15 protein-coding genes are annotated in these 15,905 nt (G+C 72.5%); 9 read left to right on the forward strand and 6 right to left on the reverse strand.

The annotated features are described in order from the left end of the window. The 3 genes from ACYVPE_RS23640 to ACYVPE_RS23650 all read right to left on the reverse strand — a co-directional run. Window positions 1-673: NADH-quinone oxidoreductase subunit C (locus ACYVPE_RS23640; RefSeq protein ID WP_461035696.1), on the reverse strand; the 673-nt coding region annotated here is incomplete at its 3' end. Continuing rightward, complete coding sequence (locus ACYVPE_RS23645) at window positions 670-1,290, reverse strand: NADH-quinone oxidoreductase subunit B (protein WP_461035697.1); 621 nt, start codon at window positions 1,288-1,290, stop codon at window positions 670-672. The genes ACYVPE_RS23640 and ACYVPE_RS23645, both read right to left, overlap by 4 nt. Then, window positions 1,281-1,652, reverse strand: coding sequence for an NADH-quinone oxidoreductase subunit A (locus ACYVPE_RS23650; protein ID WP_461035698.1), 372 nt, complete (start codon window positions 1,650-1,652; stop codon window positions 1,281-1,283). The genes ACYVPE_RS23645 and ACYVPE_RS23650 overlap by 10 nt, the downstream gene beginning before the upstream one ends. Window positions 1,653-1,857: 205 nt before the next feature. Between ACYVPE_RS23650 and ACYVPE_RS23655 the strand changes: the two genes are divergently transcribed. The 7 genes from ACYVPE_RS23655 (at window position 1,858) to ACYVPE_RS23685 (ending at window position 10,364) form a co-directional block, all read left to right on the forward strand. Continuing rightward, the gene (locus tag ACYVPE_RS23655) at window positions 1,858-3,135 is read left to right on the forward strand and encodes a sensor histidine kinase (RefSeq protein ID WP_461035699.1); all 1,278 of its coding nucleotides are present in this window, start codon (window positions 1,858-1,860) and stop codon (window positions 3,133-3,135) included. Window positions 3,136-3,151: 16 nt separating this feature from the next. Further along, window positions 3,152-4,459: a sensor histidine kinase gene (locus ACYVPE_RS23660; protein ID WP_461035700.1), complete on the forward strand. Its 1,308-nt coding sequence runs from the start codon at window positions 3,152-3,154 to the stop codon at window positions 4,457-4,459. 82 nt (window positions 4,460-4,541) lie between these two features. Continuing rightward, window positions 4,542-5,201, forward strand: coding sequence for a response regulator transcription factor (locus ACYVPE_RS23665; protein WP_461035701.1), 660 nt, complete (start codon window positions 4,542-4,544; stop codon window positions 5,199-5,201). A 202-nt stretch (window positions 5,202-5,403) separates the two neighbouring features. After that, window positions 5,404-7,299, forward strand: a complete 1,896-nt coding sequence (locus ACYVPE_RS23670) for a 2-oxoacid:acceptor oxidoreductase subunit alpha (protein WP_461035702.1) — start codon at window positions 5,404-5,406, stop codon at window positions 7,297-7,299. Beyond that, window positions 7,289-8,395 carry a 2-oxoacid:ferredoxin oxidoreductase subunit beta gene (locus tag ACYVPE_RS23675; RefSeq protein ID WP_461035703.1) on the forward strand — a complete coding sequence of 369 codons (1,107 nt, stop codon included), beginning with the start codon at window positions 7,289-7,291 and terminating at the stop codon, window positions 8,393-8,395. Before ACYVPE_RS23670 ends, ACYVPE_RS23675 begins: the two co-directional genes overlap by 11 nt. A gap of 108 nt (window positions 8,396-8,503) precedes the next feature. Then, entirely contained in the window at window positions 8,504-9,460 is a 957-nt protein-coding gene (gene rarD / locus ACYVPE_RS23680; protein WP_461035704.1) for an EamA family transporter RarD, read from the forward strand. Continuing rightward, window positions 9,453-10,364 carry a phosphotransferase family protein gene (locus tag ACYVPE_RS23685; RefSeq protein ID WP_461035705.1) on the forward strand — a complete coding sequence of 304 codons (912 nt, stop codon included), beginning with the start codon at window positions 9,453-9,455 and terminating at the stop codon, window positions 10,362-10,364. The genes rarD and ACYVPE_RS23685 overlap by 8 nt, the downstream gene beginning before the upstream one ends. Window positions 10,365-10,379: 15 nt before the next feature. On the opposite strand, the gene ACYVPE_RS23690 is transcribed toward ACYVPE_RS23685, so the two are convergent. Then, on the reverse strand, window positions 10,380-11,303 hold the full coding sequence (locus ACYVPE_RS23690; RefSeq protein ID WP_461035706.1) for a LolA family protein: 924 nt from the start codon (window positions 11,301-11,303) through the stop codon (window positions 10,380-10,382). Between the two features lie 225 nt (window positions 11,304-11,528). Next, a complete protein-coding gene (locus ACYVPE_RS23695; protein ID WP_461035707.1) occupies window positions 11,529-12,539 on the reverse strand; it encodes a polyprenyl synthetase family protein in 1,011 nt (336 codons plus the stop codon). A 260-nt stretch (window positions 12,540-12,799) separates the two neighbouring features. On the opposite strand from ACYVPE_RS23695, the gene ACYVPE_RS23700 reads away from it, so the two are divergent. Together ACYVPE_RS23700 and ACYVPE_RS23705 are read left to right on the forward strand one after the other, a co-directional pair. Next, the gene (locus ACYVPE_RS23700; protein WP_461035708.1) at window positions 12,800-13,381 is read left to right on the forward strand and encodes a hypothetical protein; all 582 of its coding nucleotides are present in this window, start codon (window positions 12,800-12,802) and stop codon (window positions 13,379-13,381) included. Window positions 13,382-13,584: 203 nt separating this feature from the next. Beyond that, window positions 13,585-14,202 (forward strand): hypothetical protein, encoded by a 618-nt coding sequence (locus ACYVPE_RS23705; protein ID WP_461035709.1) that lies wholly within the window; start codon window positions 13,585-13,587, stop codon window positions 14,200-14,202. A 92-nt stretch (window positions 14,203-14,294) separates the two neighbouring features. Here ACYVPE_RS23705 and nuoN read toward each other — a convergent pair whose 3' ends face one another. Beyond that, entirely contained in the window at window positions 14,295-15,902 is a 1,608-nt protein-coding gene (gene nuoN, locus ACYVPE_RS23710; RefSeq protein WP_461035710.1) for an NADH-quinone oxidoreductase subunit NuoN, read from the reverse strand. Window positions 15,903-15,905 lie beyond the last annotated feature (3 nt).

Below are 15,905 nucleotides of genomic sequence, written 5' to 3' on the forward strand. Positions count from 1 at the left end.
CGTGGCTGCGCCGGTGCCGGCGGGGCCCGGCCGGGCCCTCGGCCGCCTCGCCCGAGGAGCCGGCGGCGCGCGGGCGGCGCGCGGTCGGAGGCGGGACGGGTGGGAGGGTGCCGGCGAGGGGGCCCCATTCGTTGGGGTCGGGAACGCCAGGCGGCAGCGTCTGACGGCGGCGGGGGCCGCCATGGCCGGACTCGCCTGGTTCCTTGGCGCCCGGCCACGCCTTGACGACCCGGGCCGCCAGGACGAAGTCCTTCCGCAGCGGGTGGCCCTCGAAGCTCTCCGGCAGCAGCAGCGGTTCGAGGCCCGGGTGGCCGGGGAAGTCGACGCCGAACATCTCGTGCGTCTCCCGCTCGTGCCACGCCGCGCCCGCGTACACGCCGGTGGCCGTGGCCAGCGCCGGGCCCTCGTGCGGCACGGTGGTGCGGAGCAGCAGCCGCCGCGGCGGGGCGCCGAGGGCGACCACGTGGGCGCAGATCCGGAAGCCGGTGCCGGGCTCGTCCACCGCGCTGAGCCAGTCGAAGAAGGTGCAGCCGAGTTCGTCGCGGGCGGCGGTCAGGGCGTCCGTCCAGGCGGTGGGCGGCACGTCGACCGTCAGCACCTCGTAGGCGAACGAGGCCGTCGCGCCGTCCCCGAAGAGCGCCGTCGGCTCGGCCGGCAGCCAGTCCACCGTCACCGGCGTCCCTCCTCGGGGGCGCTGGGCGCGACGAGGCCGCTGGTGAGCGCCGCCGCCGAGGGGCGCGAGGCGGGCGGCGGCCCGTAGCGCTTCGGCAGCGACTCGGCCGCGATCTTCTCCTGGAGCTTGAGGATGCCCTGGAGCAGCGCCTCGGGGCGCGGCGGGCAGCCGGGGACGTAGACGTCCACCGGGATCAGCTGGTCCACGCCCTTGGTCACCGAGTACGAGTCCCAGTAGGGGCCGCCGCAGTTGGAGCAGGCGCCGAAGGAGATCACGTACTTCGGCTCGGGCATCTGCTCGTAGAGCCGCTTGACCGCCGGCGCCATCTTGTCGGTGACGGTGCCGGAGACGACCATCAGGTCGGCCTGCCGGGGGCCGGGCGCGAACGGGATCACGCCGAGCCGGATGAAGTCGTGCCGCGACATGGACGCCGCGATGAACTCGATCGCGCAGCAGGCCAGGCCGAAGTTGAAGACCCACAGGCTGTAGCGGCGGCCCCAGTTGAGGATCACCTTCATGGGCTTGGGGGCGAGCCGGGACAGCGGGCCCAGCGAGCGCGGAGTCACCTCCCGCGGGGTCGCTCCCCCCGCGGTCACGTCCAGCGGAGTCACGTCCATTCCAGGACGCCCTTCTTCCAGGCGTAGAGCAGGCCGACGGACAGGAAGCCGAGGAAGACGAACATCTCCACGAGCGTGACCCCGCCGTAGCCGTCGGCCGCGAAGATCGTCGCCCACGGGAAGAGGAACACCGAGTCGACGGCGAAGATCACGTACAGGAACGCGTAGACGTAGTAGCGGATCTGGGTGTGCGCCCAGCCCTCGCCGACCGGGTCCACGCCGCACTCGTAGGGGAGCAGCTTCTCCGGGGTGGGCACCGTGGGCCGCAGCAGCCGCCCGGCACCGAAGGCCACGGTGACGAACAGCACGCCGGCCACCGCGACCAGACCGACGACCGTGTAGCCGTGGAAGTAGTCGGGCACGTTCGGGCCTCCGACGACCGGACCGGGGACAGGATGGGGACTGCCGGTGAGTCTAGGGGGTGCCGGGCCGCTTGTGACCACTGCGCCCGGTTCCGTATCGACCGCTGTACCGACCGCGGGGGCGGGCCGTGGTGGGGGTAGCCCCACCAGCGGTGTCGGCCTCACCCCATGGCGACCGTCTTCCCGACCCGGCAGTCTTGGGAACATGACCAGCTCGACCAGCACCGCCAGGGGCGGCGGAGGCGCCGCGGGGGGCGCCGAGAAGCCGCCGCCGCCGCGCCCGGCGCTCGAAGCGCGCACCTGGCGCGAGTGCGGCTATCTGCTGACGAGTTTCCCGCTGGCGCTGGTCACGTTCGTCGGCGTCGTCGTCTGGATCTACGTCGGCGCGCTGCTGTCGCTCACCGTCGTCGGCCTGCCGGTGCTGGCCGCCGGCCTCGCCGGCTGCCGCCGGGTCGCGGCATGGGAACGGGCGCGCGCCAGGGCGCTGCTCGGGTTGCGGGTGGACGAGCCGAGCCCGCTGCCGCGGAGCGAGGAGGCCGGCGCCGTGGGCCGGCTGTGGTCGAGGCTGCGGGATCCGGTGGGCTGGCGGGCGGCGCTGTTCTTCGTGATCAGGCTGCCGGTCGCCACGCTGACCTGCTGGCTCACCGTGATCGCGGGGATCGTCGCCTGGCCGACGCTGCCGTGGCTGGCCCGCTGGTTCAGCAACCTGGACCGGCTGCTGGTGCGCGGGCTGCTGTCGCCCTCGGACAGCCTGGAGCGCCGGATCGCGGAGCTCGAGTCGGGTCGGGCGGCGCTCAGCGACACGGCCAACGCGGACCTGCGGCGGATCGAGCGCGACCTGCACGACGGCGCGCAGGCCAGGCTGGTCGCGCTGGCGATGGGGCTCGGCATGGCGAAGGAGACGATCCTCCGGGATCCGGAGGCCGCGTCCCGACTGGTGGACGAGGCGCACGGCGAGGTCAAGCTGGCGCTCCAGGAGCTCCGCGACCTGGCCCGCGGCATCCATCCGGCGATCCTCACCGACCGCGGCCTGGGTCCCGCGCTCTCCGCGGTGGCGGCGCGCTGCACGGTGCCGGTGGCGGTGAACGTGGAGCTCGACGAGCGGCCGGCCGAGGCGATCGAGGGGATCGCCTACTTCACGGCCTCCGAGCTGCTGCAGAACGTCAGCAAGCACAGCGGCGGGCGCGAGGCGTCGGTCGACGTGTGGCGGGGTGAGGGCCGGCTGATGCTCCAGGTCACCGACGACGGCCACGGCGGCGCCGACCCGACGGCAGGCTCCGGGCTCGCCGGCCTCGCCGACCGGCTCGGCGCCGTCGACGGCCTGCTCGCCGTGCACTCCCCCGCCGGCGGCCCCACCACCGTCACCGCCGAACTGCCCTGGCGCGACCGCACGACGCCAGGACCCGGCGGGCCACGCGCCGGCACCACCCCCACCCCCACCCCCGCGCCCACCACGACCACGCCCACCACCGACAGCCAGTGACCGTCGAGGACCCACGATGAAGACTCTGTTGCGCATGCCGCTCCAGTCCCGCACCTGGCGGGAGGGCCTGCACGCCCTGCTCAACTTCCCGGTGGCCCTGATCGGCTTCCTGATCACGGTCGTCGGCCTCGCCGTCAGCGGCGCCCTGCTCTTCCTGGTGGTGGGCCTCCCGCTGTTGGCGCTCGTGCTGCTGCTGATCCGCCTCTTCGGCCGGTTCGAGCTGATCAGGGCCCGGTACTTCCTTGGCCTCCGGGTGCCCGAGCCCGAGCCGCTGCGGCTCCGCCCCGGCCAGCGCGGCATCGGGGCGTGGATCGGCGCGGTGCTGCGGAGCAACGTGTCGTGGCGGAGCACGGCCTACGCGCTGCTGCACATGTGCTGGGCGCCCTTCACGTTCGGCACGGTGCTCGTCCTGTGGTCCGCCGGCCTGTTCGGGCTCACGTTCCCGCTGTGGGGCTGGACGATCACCCGGTACGGCGGCGAGCCGGGCATCGGCGTCAACGTGGACGGCGAGGGCGGCGGCTGGATCTGGGACAGCCCGTGGGAGTACGCCATGGTGGCCGCGGTGGGCGCGCTGGTGATGGTGGCGGCCGCGCCGCTGATCCGGGGCCTGGCCGTGGTGGACCGGCTGCTGGTGTCGACGCTGCTCGGCCGCTCGGAGGCGGCCGCCCGGATGCTCCAGCTGGAAACGGACCGCTCGGCGGTGGTGGACACCTCGGCCGCCGACCTGCGGCGGATCGAGCGCGACCTGCACGACGGCGCGCAGGCCAGGCTCGTCGCGCTGGCGATGGAGCTCGGCATGGCCAAGGAGAGCATCGCGAGCGACCCGGAGGCCGCGTCCCGGCTGGTGGACGAGGCGCACGGCGAGGTCAAGCTGGCGCTCCAGGAGCTGCGCGACCTGGCCCGCGGCATCCACCCGGCCATCCTCACCGACCGCGGCCTCGGCCCGGCGCTCTCCGCCGTCGCCTCCCGGTGCACGGTGCCGGTGGCGGTGGACGTCGAGCTGCCGAGCCGGCCGGCGCAGGCCATCGAGGGGATCGCCTACTTCACGGCCTCCGAGCTGCTGCAGAACGTCAGCAAGCACAGCGGCGCCACCCGGGCCGGGGTGGACGTGTGGCGGGTCGGCGCGCGGCTGATGCTCCAGGTCACCGACGACGGCCGGGGCGGTGCCGACCCGACGGCCGGCTCCGGGCTCGCCGGCCTCGCCGACCGCCTCGCCGCCGTCGACGGCCTGCTCGCCGTGCACTCCCCCACCGGCGGCCCCACCACCGTCACCGCCGAACTGCCCTGGCGCGACCGCGCTGCGGCTGACGTGCCGGCGAGGTGAGCCCGGCCGGCGGCGCGGGTGAGATGCTGGCCCTCGGCGGGACGCCGCCGAGGGCGAGACGGGTGAGAGCGGGGGAGCGAACGTGCGCGTGGTGATCGCCGAGGACTCGGTGCTGCTGCGGGATGGCCTGACCCGGCTGCTGAACGACCGGGGGCACGAGGTGGTGGCCGGCGTCGGGGACGGCGAGGCGCTGGTCACGGCGGTGCGCGAGCTCGCGGCCGCCGGCTCGCCGCCCGACGTGGTGGTGGCGGACGTGCGGATGCCGCCGACCCACACCGACGAGGGGGTGCGGGCCGCGGTGCGGCTGCGGCAGAGCTTCCCCGAGCTGGGGGTCCTGGTCCTCTCGCAGTATGTGGAGGAGCAGTACGCGACGGAGCTGATCGCCGGTTCGAGCCGGGGCGTCGGCTACCTGCTGAAGGACCGGGTGGCGGACGTCAGCGAGTTCGTGGAGGCGGTGAACCGGGTCGCGACCGGCGGGACCGCGCTCGACCCCGAGGTGGTGGCGCAGTTGCTCGGCCGCAGCCGGAAACAGGATGTGCTGAGTGGGCTCACACCGCGGGAAAGGGAAGTCCTAGGACTAATGGCGGAGGGAAGAACCAACTCCGCGATCGCCGCCCAGCTCGTGGTGAGTCACGGCGCCGTCGAAAAGCACGTGAGCAACATCTTTATGAAGCTCGGCTTGGCGCAGAGTGACACAGATCACCGGAGGGTTCTGGCGGTTCTCACCTATCTGAATTCCTAGCCCTCCTGCCACGCTGGAACCGGGGTTCCGGTGGTGCGCGCCCGAGCGCGCGCCGCCATGTCGCTCAGGGGGGTGGACGTCGCCATGCGAGCGGGCCGGATCGGGTGCCCTCACCTGCTCTTTGATCTGATCCTGATCAGTAAGGTAACCCTCACCCGCGTACCATGGCTGACAAGAGCCGCCTCGAAGGAGGGCTACAGCAGTGACCACTGAGGTCGACCAGGACAGCCGGGACACGAAGGCCGTCAGGCGTGTTGACCGGGTAATCATCCGCTTCGCGGGGGATTCGGGCGACGGAATGCAGCTCACGGGGGACCGATTCACCTCGGAGACCGCGTCGCTGGGTAATGATCTGTCCACCCTGCCGAACTTTCCCGCCGAAATCCGGGCCCCGGCCGGCACCCTCCCCGGCGTCTCCTCCTTCCAGGTGCACTTCGCCGACCACGACATCCTCACCCCGGGTGACGCGCCGAACGTGCTGGTCGCGATGAACCCGGCCGCCCTCAAGGCGAACCTGGCGGACGTGCCGCGCGGTGGCGAGATCATCGTCAACACCGACGAGTTCAACTCGCGGGCGCTGGCCAAGGTCGGTTACGCCGGCAACCCGCTGGAGGACGGCTCGCTCGACGGGTACCACGTCCACCCGGTGCCGCTGACGGCGCTGACCGTCGAGGCGCTGAAGGGCTTCGACCTCACCCGCAAGGAGGCCGGCCGCTCGAAGAACATGTTCGCGCTCGGTCTGCTCTCCTGGATGTACCACCGGCCCACCGAGGGCACCGAGGCGTTCCTGCGCACCAAGTTCGCCAAGCGCCCGGAGATCGCCGAGGCCAACCTGACGGCGTTCCGCGCCGGTTGGAACTTCGGCGAGACCACCGAGGACTTCGCCGTCTCCTACGAGGTGGCCCCGGCCACCAGCGCGTTCCCGGCCGGCACCTACCGGAACATGTCGGGCAACCTGGCCCTGGCCTACGGCCTGGTCGCCGCCTCGCAGCGGGCCGACCTGCCGCTGTTCCTCGGCTCCTACCCGATCACCCCGGCCTCGGACGTGCTGCACGAGCTGTCGAAGCACAAGAACTTCGGCGTGCGCACCTTCCAGGCCGAGGACGAGATCGCCGGCATCGGCGCCGCGTTGGGCGCCGCGTTCGGCGGTTCGCTCGGCGTGACCACCACCTCGGGCCCCGGCGTCGCCCTGAAGTCGGAGACCATCGGCCTCGCCGTCTCGCTCGAACTGCCGCTGCTGATCATCGACATCCAGCGCGGCGGGCCCTCCACCGGCCTGCCGACCAAGACCGAACAGGCCGACCTGCTCCAGGCGATGTACGGGCGCAACGGCGAGGCCCCGGTGCCGATCGTCGCGCCGGCCACGCCGGGCGAGTGCTTCACCGCCGCGCTGGACGCGGCGCGGATCGCGCTGACCTACCGCACCCCGGTCTTCCTGCTCTCCGACGGCTACCTGGCCAACGGCTCGGAGCCCTGGCGGGTCCCCGAGGTCGACGAACTCCCCGACCTGCGGGTGCAGTTCACCACGGCGCCAAACCACGAGCTGGCCGACGGCACCGAGGTCTTCTGGCCCTACAAGCGGGACCCCCAGACCCTCGCCAGGCCGTGGGCGGTGCCCGGCACCCCCGGCCTCGAACACCGCATCGGCGGCATCGAGAAGCAGGACGGCACGGGCAACATCTCCTACGACCCGGCCAACCACGAGCACATGGTGCGGATCCGGCAGGCCAAGACCGACGGCGTCAGCGTGCCGGACGTCGAGGTCGACGACCCGAGCGGCGAGGCCAGGACGCTGGTCCTCGGCTGGGGCTCGACGTACGGCCCGATCACCGCCGCCGTCCGTCGGATCCGCCGCGCCGGCGGCCGGATCGCCCAGACGCACGTGCGCCACCTCAATCCGCTCCCCGCCAATCTCGGGGACGTGCTGCGCTCCTACGACCGGGTGCTCTGCCCGGAGATGAACCTCGGCCAGCTCGCCGTCCTGCTGCGCGCGAGGTATCTGGTGGACGTCCAGTCCATCACGCAGGTCACCGGCCTCCCGTTCAAGGCCGAGCAGCTCGCATCCGCTTTCAAGGAGGCCGCTCCCGATGCCCGCTGACGCCACCGCCCAGGCCGACGCCCCGGCCCAGGGCCGCACCGCGCTCGCGCTGGTGCCGCGCACCGAGGCCCGTCAGACCGCCAAGGACTTCAAGTCGGACCAGGAGGTCCGCTGGTGCCCCGGCTGCGGCGACTACGCGGTGCTGGCCGCCGTGCAGGGCTTCATGCCTGAGCTCGGCCTGGCCAGGGAGAACATCGTCTTCGTCTCCGGCATCGGTTGCTCGTCCCGCTTCCCGTACTACATGAACACCTACGGGATGCACTCCATCCACGGCCGCGCCCCGGCGATCGCCACCGGCCTGGCCGCGGCCCGCCGCGACCTGTCGGTCTGGGTCGTCACCGGCGACGGGGACGCGCTCTCCATCGGCGGCAACCACCTGATCCACGCGCTGCGGCGCAACGTGAACCTGAAGATCCTGCTGTTCAACAACCGGATCTACGGGCTCACCAAGGGCCAGTACTCGCCGACCTCCGAGCCAGGCAAGATCACCAAGTCCACGCCGATGGGCTCGCTCGACACCCCGTTCAACCCGGTGTCGCTGGCGCTCGGCGCCGAGGCGTCGTTCGTCGCGCGCACCATCGACTCGGACCGCAAGCACCTGACGAGCGTGCTGCGCGCCGCCGCCGACCACCGCGGCTCGGCGCTGGTGGAGATCTACCAGAACTGCAACATCTTCAACGACGGCGCGTTCGAGGCGCTGAAGGACAAGCAGCGGGCCCTGGAGGCGGTGATCCGGCTGGAGCACGGCGAGCCGATCCGCTTCGGCCTCCCCGCCGAGGACGGCCTCGGCAGCCAGGGCGTGGTCCGCGACCAGGCCACCGGCGAGCTGCGCGTGGTGGACGTGGCGGAGGTCGGCACCGACGCCGTGCTCACGCACGACGCGCACGCCGCCACCCCGGTCACCGCCTTCGCGCTTTCCCGGCTCGCCGACCCGCACACGCTGCACCGCACCCCGATCGGCGTCCTCCGCTCCGTCGAGCGGCCGGCCTACGAGGACCTGATGGCCGAGCAGTTGGAGCGGGCGGTGGAGTCGCGCGGCAAGGGCGACCTGGGGCAGCTGCTCACGGGCAACGACACCTGGACCGTCGCCGGCTGACGTCCCGCACCTCCCGGCGTCAGGACCGTCACGCGGATACGGGAATGACAACCGCCACGCCGGGCGCTACCTTCGTGGTGGCGTTCGGACGTGGCGGCGGGAGACACGGTGGCAGCGGGCAGTGCGGGAAGCCGGTCGGGGTTGCTCCTCGGCCTCGGCGCGTTCGGTCTCTGGGGGTTGTTGCCGCTCTACTGGCGGCAGTTGGACTCCGCCGGCGCCTCCGAGGTGCTGGCCCACCGGATGCTCTGGTCGCTGCCCACGGCGCTGGTGCTGCTGGTCGCCGTCCGCAACTGGTCCTGGATCCGGCCGCTGCTGCGCGACCCGCGGCGGCTCGCGCTCCTCGCCGTCTCCGCCACGCTGATCTCCGGCAACTGGTACCTGTTCATCTGGGCGGTGGCCGACGGCCGGGTGCTCGAGGCGTCCCTCGGGTACTTCATCAACCCGCTGCTGACCATCGCCATCGGCGTGCTGGTGCTGCGCGAGCGGATGCGGCGCGCCCAGTGGGTGGCCGTCGGCGTCGGCGGGCTCGCGGTGCTGGTGATGAGCGTCGCCTACGGCCAGATCCCCTGGGTCTCCCTGGCCCTCAGCGTCAGCTTCGCCCTCTACGGCCTGGTCAAGAAGAAGACCGGGCTCGACGGCCTCGAGGGCTTCACCGCCGACTCGGCGCTCCAGTTCCTGCCGGCCCTGGTCTTCGTGCTGGCCCTCGCCGGCCGCGGCGACTCGACCTTCACGACAGAGGGCGGCGCGCACACCACGCTGCTGGTCGTCAGCGGTCTGGCCACCGCGCTGCCGCTGATCTTCTTCGGCGGCGCGGCCGTCCGGCTGCCGCTGTCCACGCTGGGCATGATGCAGTACCTGGCCCCCTCCACGATGTTCCTGCTCGGCGTGCTCGCCTTCGACGAGGAGATGCCGCCCGAGCGCTGGGTCGGCTTCGGGCTGGTCTGGGCGGCGCTGACGATCCTCACCTGGGACGCCCTGCGGAACGTCCGCCGCAACCGCCGCACGGTGGCCCGCCATGTGCCGGCCGACGCCGCCGCGGAACCGGCCCCGGTGCGGGATGCCTGAGCCGACCACCCTCGCCTGGGTGGCCCACCACCTGTCCCCCGGCGAGCACATCACGGCCACCGGGCCGCTGCGCGGCGGCTGGACCTCCCGCATCACCTCGCTGACCACCTCGACCGGCCGCGACCTGGTCCTCCGCTCGTTCCTCTCCCCGTTCTTCCGCCACCACGCGCCCGGGCTGCTGACCCGCGAGGCGGCCGTGCTGACGCTGCTGCGCGACACCGCGATCCCCACGGCACGACTGCTCGCCGTCGACCCGACGGGCGAGCACTGCGCCGCGCCCTCCCTGCTGATGACCCGGCTGCCGGGCACCGTCCGGCTGGCCGAGGACACCGGCGAGGCCCTGGCCGCGCTGCTCGTTCGCGTGCACCGGGTGGCCCCCGCCGATCGCCCCCGCCCCTACCAGGCGTGGACGGCCCCCGACCGCGTCGCCCTCCCGCCGGACACCACCCGGCCGAAGCTGTGGCGGCAGACGGTGGACACCATCCGCCGCGAGCCGCCGCCCTTCACCGGCCGCTTCCTGCACCGCGACTTCCACCCCGGCAACGTGCTCTTCACCGGTGAAGCGACCACCGGCGAGGCGATCACCGGCGTCGTGGACTGGGTGGAGACTTCCTGGGGCCCGACCGACCTCGACGTGGCGCACTGCGCCACCGCGCTGGCCCTGCTCCACGGCCCGGAGGCCGGGCTCCGCCTCGCCGACCACTACACCGCCGCCGGTGGCGAGTTGACCGCGGAGCCGGGCGACCACCTCTACTGGCGGCTGCTCGACGCCCTGGCCTTCGCGCCGGACGCCGAGAAGGTGGCCGGACCCTGGCGGGACCTCGGCCGGACCGACCTCACGCCTGGGCTCCTGACCCACCGCCTGGAGGACTACCTGGCCGCCCTCCTCGACCGCTACGCGTAGTACCGACCACCCCGCCTACCGGGAGAACGCCTCCGGCAGCTCGAACTCCCCGTCCTGCCAGGGCAGCTCCGCGCCCCACTCCGGGCCGAAGCCGGATATCAGGCCGCTCAGCCCGGACTCGGGGTCGATCTCCACCACCTCGGCGCCGCTCGGCGGCGTGAAGTCGAAGACGGAGCCGGCCGGCTGGCCGTAGTCGATCTGGGAGAACGCGACGTCCAGCGAGCCGCGCTCGCTCTGCACGGAGACGGCCAGCGGCACGCCCGTCTCGCTGTCCACCGAGATCCGGGCCTGGGAGATCTCGCTCGCCTCTCCCGCCTCGCCCGCCGGCACCACCGTCACCTGGTAGGCGCTGCGGCCGGCCACCCGGGCCGTGCCGCCCACGGTGATCTCCGCGTGCTCCCCGGCCTCGGCAAGCAGCCGCTCGGCCGCCTGCTGCGGCGTGAGGTCGCCGAACGGCGCCTCCTCGGGGGCCGCCTCCACGCCGGCCTCCGCCGGCGCCGTGGCGTGCAGCACCGTGTCGCCGGCGCTGTCGTACGCCCAGAGGTCGTCCCCGTTGTGGATGAGCGCGAACTCGTCCGAGCCGTCGACCAGGGCCACCCGCTGCCGCTCGGGGCCGTCCATCGCGACCCGCAGCGTGCCGTCGCCCGTGGCGAGCCCGGCGAGCGCGCCGGCCGACCCGCCAAGCGCCCCGTCCAACACGCCGTCCAGCGCGGGCCCGAGATCCGGCAGGCCCAGATCGGCCTCGACCCGGACCGTGCCCGAGAGCTGCTCCGTGTCCGACTGGACGACCCTGACGACCAGTTCCTCGGCGGTGATGTCCGGCAGCTCGGGGCCGCCGTCGCTCGCGATCGCGGGCCAGACGCCGGCCCCGATCGCGGCCACCCCCGCCACCACCACGGTCGGCACGGCGGCTCGACGAACGCTCCTGTGCAATGCCATCAGATGCCCCTCCAGTCGGCACTTCCCACCCGGCACCATCAATTGCAACAGGCTGGGGCCATTCAGGCATCCACCGACGGGAGTCATTCGCCTACTACCAGAGGATGACCGAACGAAGGTGTACGCGGCCCGATCCCGTAGGGGTTCTACCCGGGTCCCGGCCGGGGGGAACAGCGGAGAAGGGACGGAGGGAGGGGACGGAGGGGACGGACGGAGGGGAGGGGCTTACGTCGTGCGGTCGGCCACCGCGTCGCAGAGTTCGGCGAGCGCCGCCCTGGCCGGCCCTTCCGGCAGCGGGTCGAGCGTCCTGCGCGCCTGCTCGGCGAAGGACAGCGCGTCCTCTCTGGCCCGCTCCAGGGCCGGATGGGCCCGCAGCCCGGCCAGCGCGTCGGCGTGCCTGGCGTCGTCCGTCAGGTCGCCGTCGAGCAGTTCGCACAGCTCGCGGTCGGCCGGGGAGCCGCCCTCCCTGGCCATCTCCCGCAGCCTGAGCACCGGCAGGGTGGGGACACCCTCCCGCAGGTCGGTGCCCGGTGTCTTGCCCGACTCGGTGCCGTCGCTCGCGATGTCGAGCACGTCGTCCGCGAGTTGGAACGCCACGCCGATCCGCTCGCCGTACTGGGCCAGGATGTTCACCGCCGACTCGGGGGCGCCCGCCATCATGCCGCCCATCCGGCCCGACACGGCGATCAGCGAGCCGGTCTTGCCCGCGATCACCTCCAGGTGGTGGGAGATCGGGTCCTCGCCCGGCAGCGGCCCCGCCGTCTCCTGGATCTGCCCGGTCACCAGGCGCTCGAACGCCTCGGCCTGGATCCGCACGGCCTCGGGGCCCAGGTCGGCCACTATGGAGGAGGCCCGGGAGAAGAGGAAGTCGCCGGTGAGCACCGCCACCGAGTTGCTCCAGCGCGCGTTGGCGCTCGCCACCCCGCGCCGCACCTCGGCCTCGTCCATGATGTCGTCGTGGTAGAGGGTGGCCAGGTGGGTCAGCTCGACCACCACGGCCGCCGGCACCACGCCGGGCGCGTCCGGGTCACCGAACCGGGCCGCGAGCAGCAGCAGGAGCGGCCGGAAACGCTTGCCGCCGGCCCGCATCAGGTGCTGTGCCGTCTCCGTTATGAAGGGGACGTCGCTCTTGGTGGCCTCGATCAGCCCCGCCTCGACGGCCGTCAACCCCGCCTGGAGTTCGGCTTCCAGGGCCGGGTCCCGCACGCTCCCCCCGAGGGGTCCAACGACGGTCACGAGTGACTCCCCTGTCTTCCGGTCCGATACCCCCCGCAGCGTAGCCGGTCGGAAGTCGATCACCGCCGGGACGTACCGCCATGTACCGCGCGGCTCCCCCGCGCCCCGATCTCCCCAAGGGCACCGGAGGCACACGGTTTTCACGTACGTATCAGTACGGCACCGATTGCCATGAGCGCGTAACACTGACAACTACCCGCCCCGACGAGCAGATAATCTTCCGGCACCGAGTACAACGCTTGTACGCACGAGGGGAAATCATGCGTAAGTCAATACGGCTCGCCCTGCCGGCTGCCGCCGCGGTCATGGCTCTGGCGCTCACCGCCTGTGGCGAGGACGAGGAGTCGAACGACAACGGCGCCGGCGACGCGGGCGCCAGCGAGACCACCGGCGGCGGCGAGGGCGGCGATGACGCCGCGGCCGACGACGCCGCGGCGGGTGGCGAGGCTCCGGCCTCCGCCGACCTCGACGGCATGTGGTACGTCGACCTGGAGAACGCCGGCTCCGTCAACAACATCGACTTCATGGGCGGCACCGTCACCTTCTGGGAGCGGGGCCTCAGCGGCTCGACGTGTGACGGCACCTACGCGGACGGCGCCATCACCCTGGACACCTGTGGCGAGTCGCTGGACGGCGAGCCCGCGTGGTCCGACATGTCCGCCACCGTCGCCGCCGCGGGCGACGGCGCCATCTCGGTCACCTGGTCCGGTGGGCAGAACGAGACCTACTACCTGCAGGACCTGGGCGACATCGACATGGGCGAGCTGGAGGACATGGACCTCAGCGAGCTCGAGGACAGCCTGGCCGAGCTCGAGGACCTGGAGGCGGAGCTCGGCGGCTGATCGGCGCCGAACCACCGTCACGGAGGCAGTGAGGCCCGGGTCCCACGGGGGGACCCGGGTCTTCCGCTTGGGTGCGATCCCACGCCAATCGCCACAGAGGTATCAGTACCGCGTGGATTGCCTCAGGCATGTAACACAACGACCTACCCACCTCTGCTGGCATATAACCTGCTTGCACTGAGCGAACAGCACTAGGGGTATCCATGCGTAAGGCAATCAGGCTCGCACTTCCCGTCGTCGCCGCGGCCACCGCGCTCGCGCTCACGGGTTGCAACGACGAAGACGGCGGCGAGGGCAGCTTCGGCAGCCTTGGTGGCAACTCGGGCGGCTCCGACACGGAGGAGTCGGGCGGCACCACGGGGGGCGACGAGGAGACCGGCGACACCGGTGGCGAGGAGACCGGGGACACCGGCGGCGACGGGACCGGCGACATCGGCGGCTCGGGCGGCGACATCAGCACCGGCCCGACCATCGAGGAGCTGGACGGCGACTGGTACGAGAGCGCCACCGTCGACACCCAGAACTTCGAGATCGACGCCGCCACCGGCGAGGTCCTGTTCTACTCCAGCTTCGACCCCAACGCCACCGACCAGTGCACCGGCTCCTACGCCGACGGCACCTTCACCCTCAACGACTGCCAGAGCTACGGCGGCGGTTGGAGCGACATGTCGGCCTCCGTCCAGGAGTTCGACGGCAGCAACCTCACCCTGACCTGGTCGTCCGGCGAGACCGTCACCATGGTGAACGCGGCCACCGGCGGGTTCAGCGCGGAGGAGCAGGCGGAGCTCGGCCGCATCATCGAGGAGTACAACGCCGGCTGACCCACCCGGGCGCCCGGCACGACGAGGGCCCTGGAACCCCCCACGGGGGGTTCCAGGGCCCTCGCCCTGTCATGCCAAGGTCAGCGCGACGCTCACCGCACGAACGTGCCGGCCTGGCCCGCCAGATCGAGGAAGTACTGCGGGGCGACGCCGAGCACCAGCGTCACCACCGCGGCCACCGCGACCACCGACATCGTCAGCGGGCTCGGGATCACGACCGAGGGGCCGTCCGCCTTCGGCTCGCTGAAGAACATCAGCACGATCACCCGCACGTAGAAGAACGCCGCCACCGCCGAGGCGAGCACGCCCACGATCACCAGGCCCATCGCGCCGGAGTCGGCCGCCGCCCTGAACACCGCGAACTTGCCCGCGAACCCGGAGGTCAGCGGGATGCCGGCGAAGGCCAGCAGGAACAGCGCGAAGACACCGGCCAGCAGCGGCGAACGCCGCCCGAGCCCCGCCCACTGGGACAGGTGGGTGGCCTCGCCCCCGGCGTCCCGCACCAGCGTCACCACGGCGAACGCGCCCAGCGTGACGAAGGAGTAGGCGGCCAGGTAGAAGAGCACCGAGGAGACGCCGTCCTCCGACACCGCCACCACGCCCGCCAGGATGAACCCGGCGTGCGCGATCGACGAGTACGCAAGCAGCCGCTTCACGTCGGTCTGGGTGATCGCGATCACCGCGCCCGCCACCATCGAGGCGATCGCCACGCCCCACAACACCGGCTGCCAGTCCCAGCGCGTGCCGGGCAGCACCACGTACAGCAGCCGCAGCATCGCGCCGAACGCCGCCACCTTGGTGGCCGCCGCCATGAAGCCGGTGACCGGGGTCGGCGCGCCCTGGTAGACGTCCGGGGTCCACATGTGGAACGGCACCGCGCCCACCTTGAACAGCAGCCCCATCAGCACCATCGCGCCGCCGATCAGCAGCAGCGCGTCGTTGCCCATCGTGGAGGCGAGACCCGCGTCCAGGCTGGCCGGGTTGCCGGCGACGACGTCGCGGATCCCGGAGTACGACACCGTGCCCGCGTAGCCGTAGAGCAGCGCGATGCCGAACAGCAGGAACGCCGAGGCGAAGGCGCCGAGCAGGAAGTACTTGACGGCCGCCTCCTGCGAGAGCAGCCGCCGGCGGCGGGCCAGCGCGCAGAGCAGGTAGAGCGGCAGCGACAGCAGTTCCAGCGCGATGAAGAGCACCAACAGGTCGTTGGCGGCCGGGAAGAGCAGCATGCCGCCCACCGCGAACAGCAGCAGCGGGAAGATCTCCGTGGTGGTGTGCCCGGCCCGCACCGCCTCCTGCTCGGCGGCGCCGCCAGGCACCGCCGCCGGCTGCGCGGCGAACGAGTCGACTCGGGCCCCGTGCGCGGCCGGTTCGAGACGCCGCTCGGCGAACAGGAACACCGACACCAGGCCGACCAGCACGATCACGCCCTGCAGGAAGAGCGAGGGCCCGTCGACCGCGAGCGAACCCATGCCGGCCACCTGCGACTTCGAGGTGCCGCGGTCGCCGGCCGCCAGGCCGACCACCGCCGCGAACGACCCGGCGAGCGCCAGCGTGGCCAGCACCACCTCCGCCGGGTAGCGCACCCGGCGGGGCGCGAACGCCTCGATCAGGATGCCGACGACGGCCGCCCCGTACACGATCAGGCTCGGCGAGAGCGCGATCCACTCGATGTCGGGAGCGGTCAGATCCCCGGGATTCATGCA

This window comes from Streptomyces mayteni (assembly GCF_054783955.1).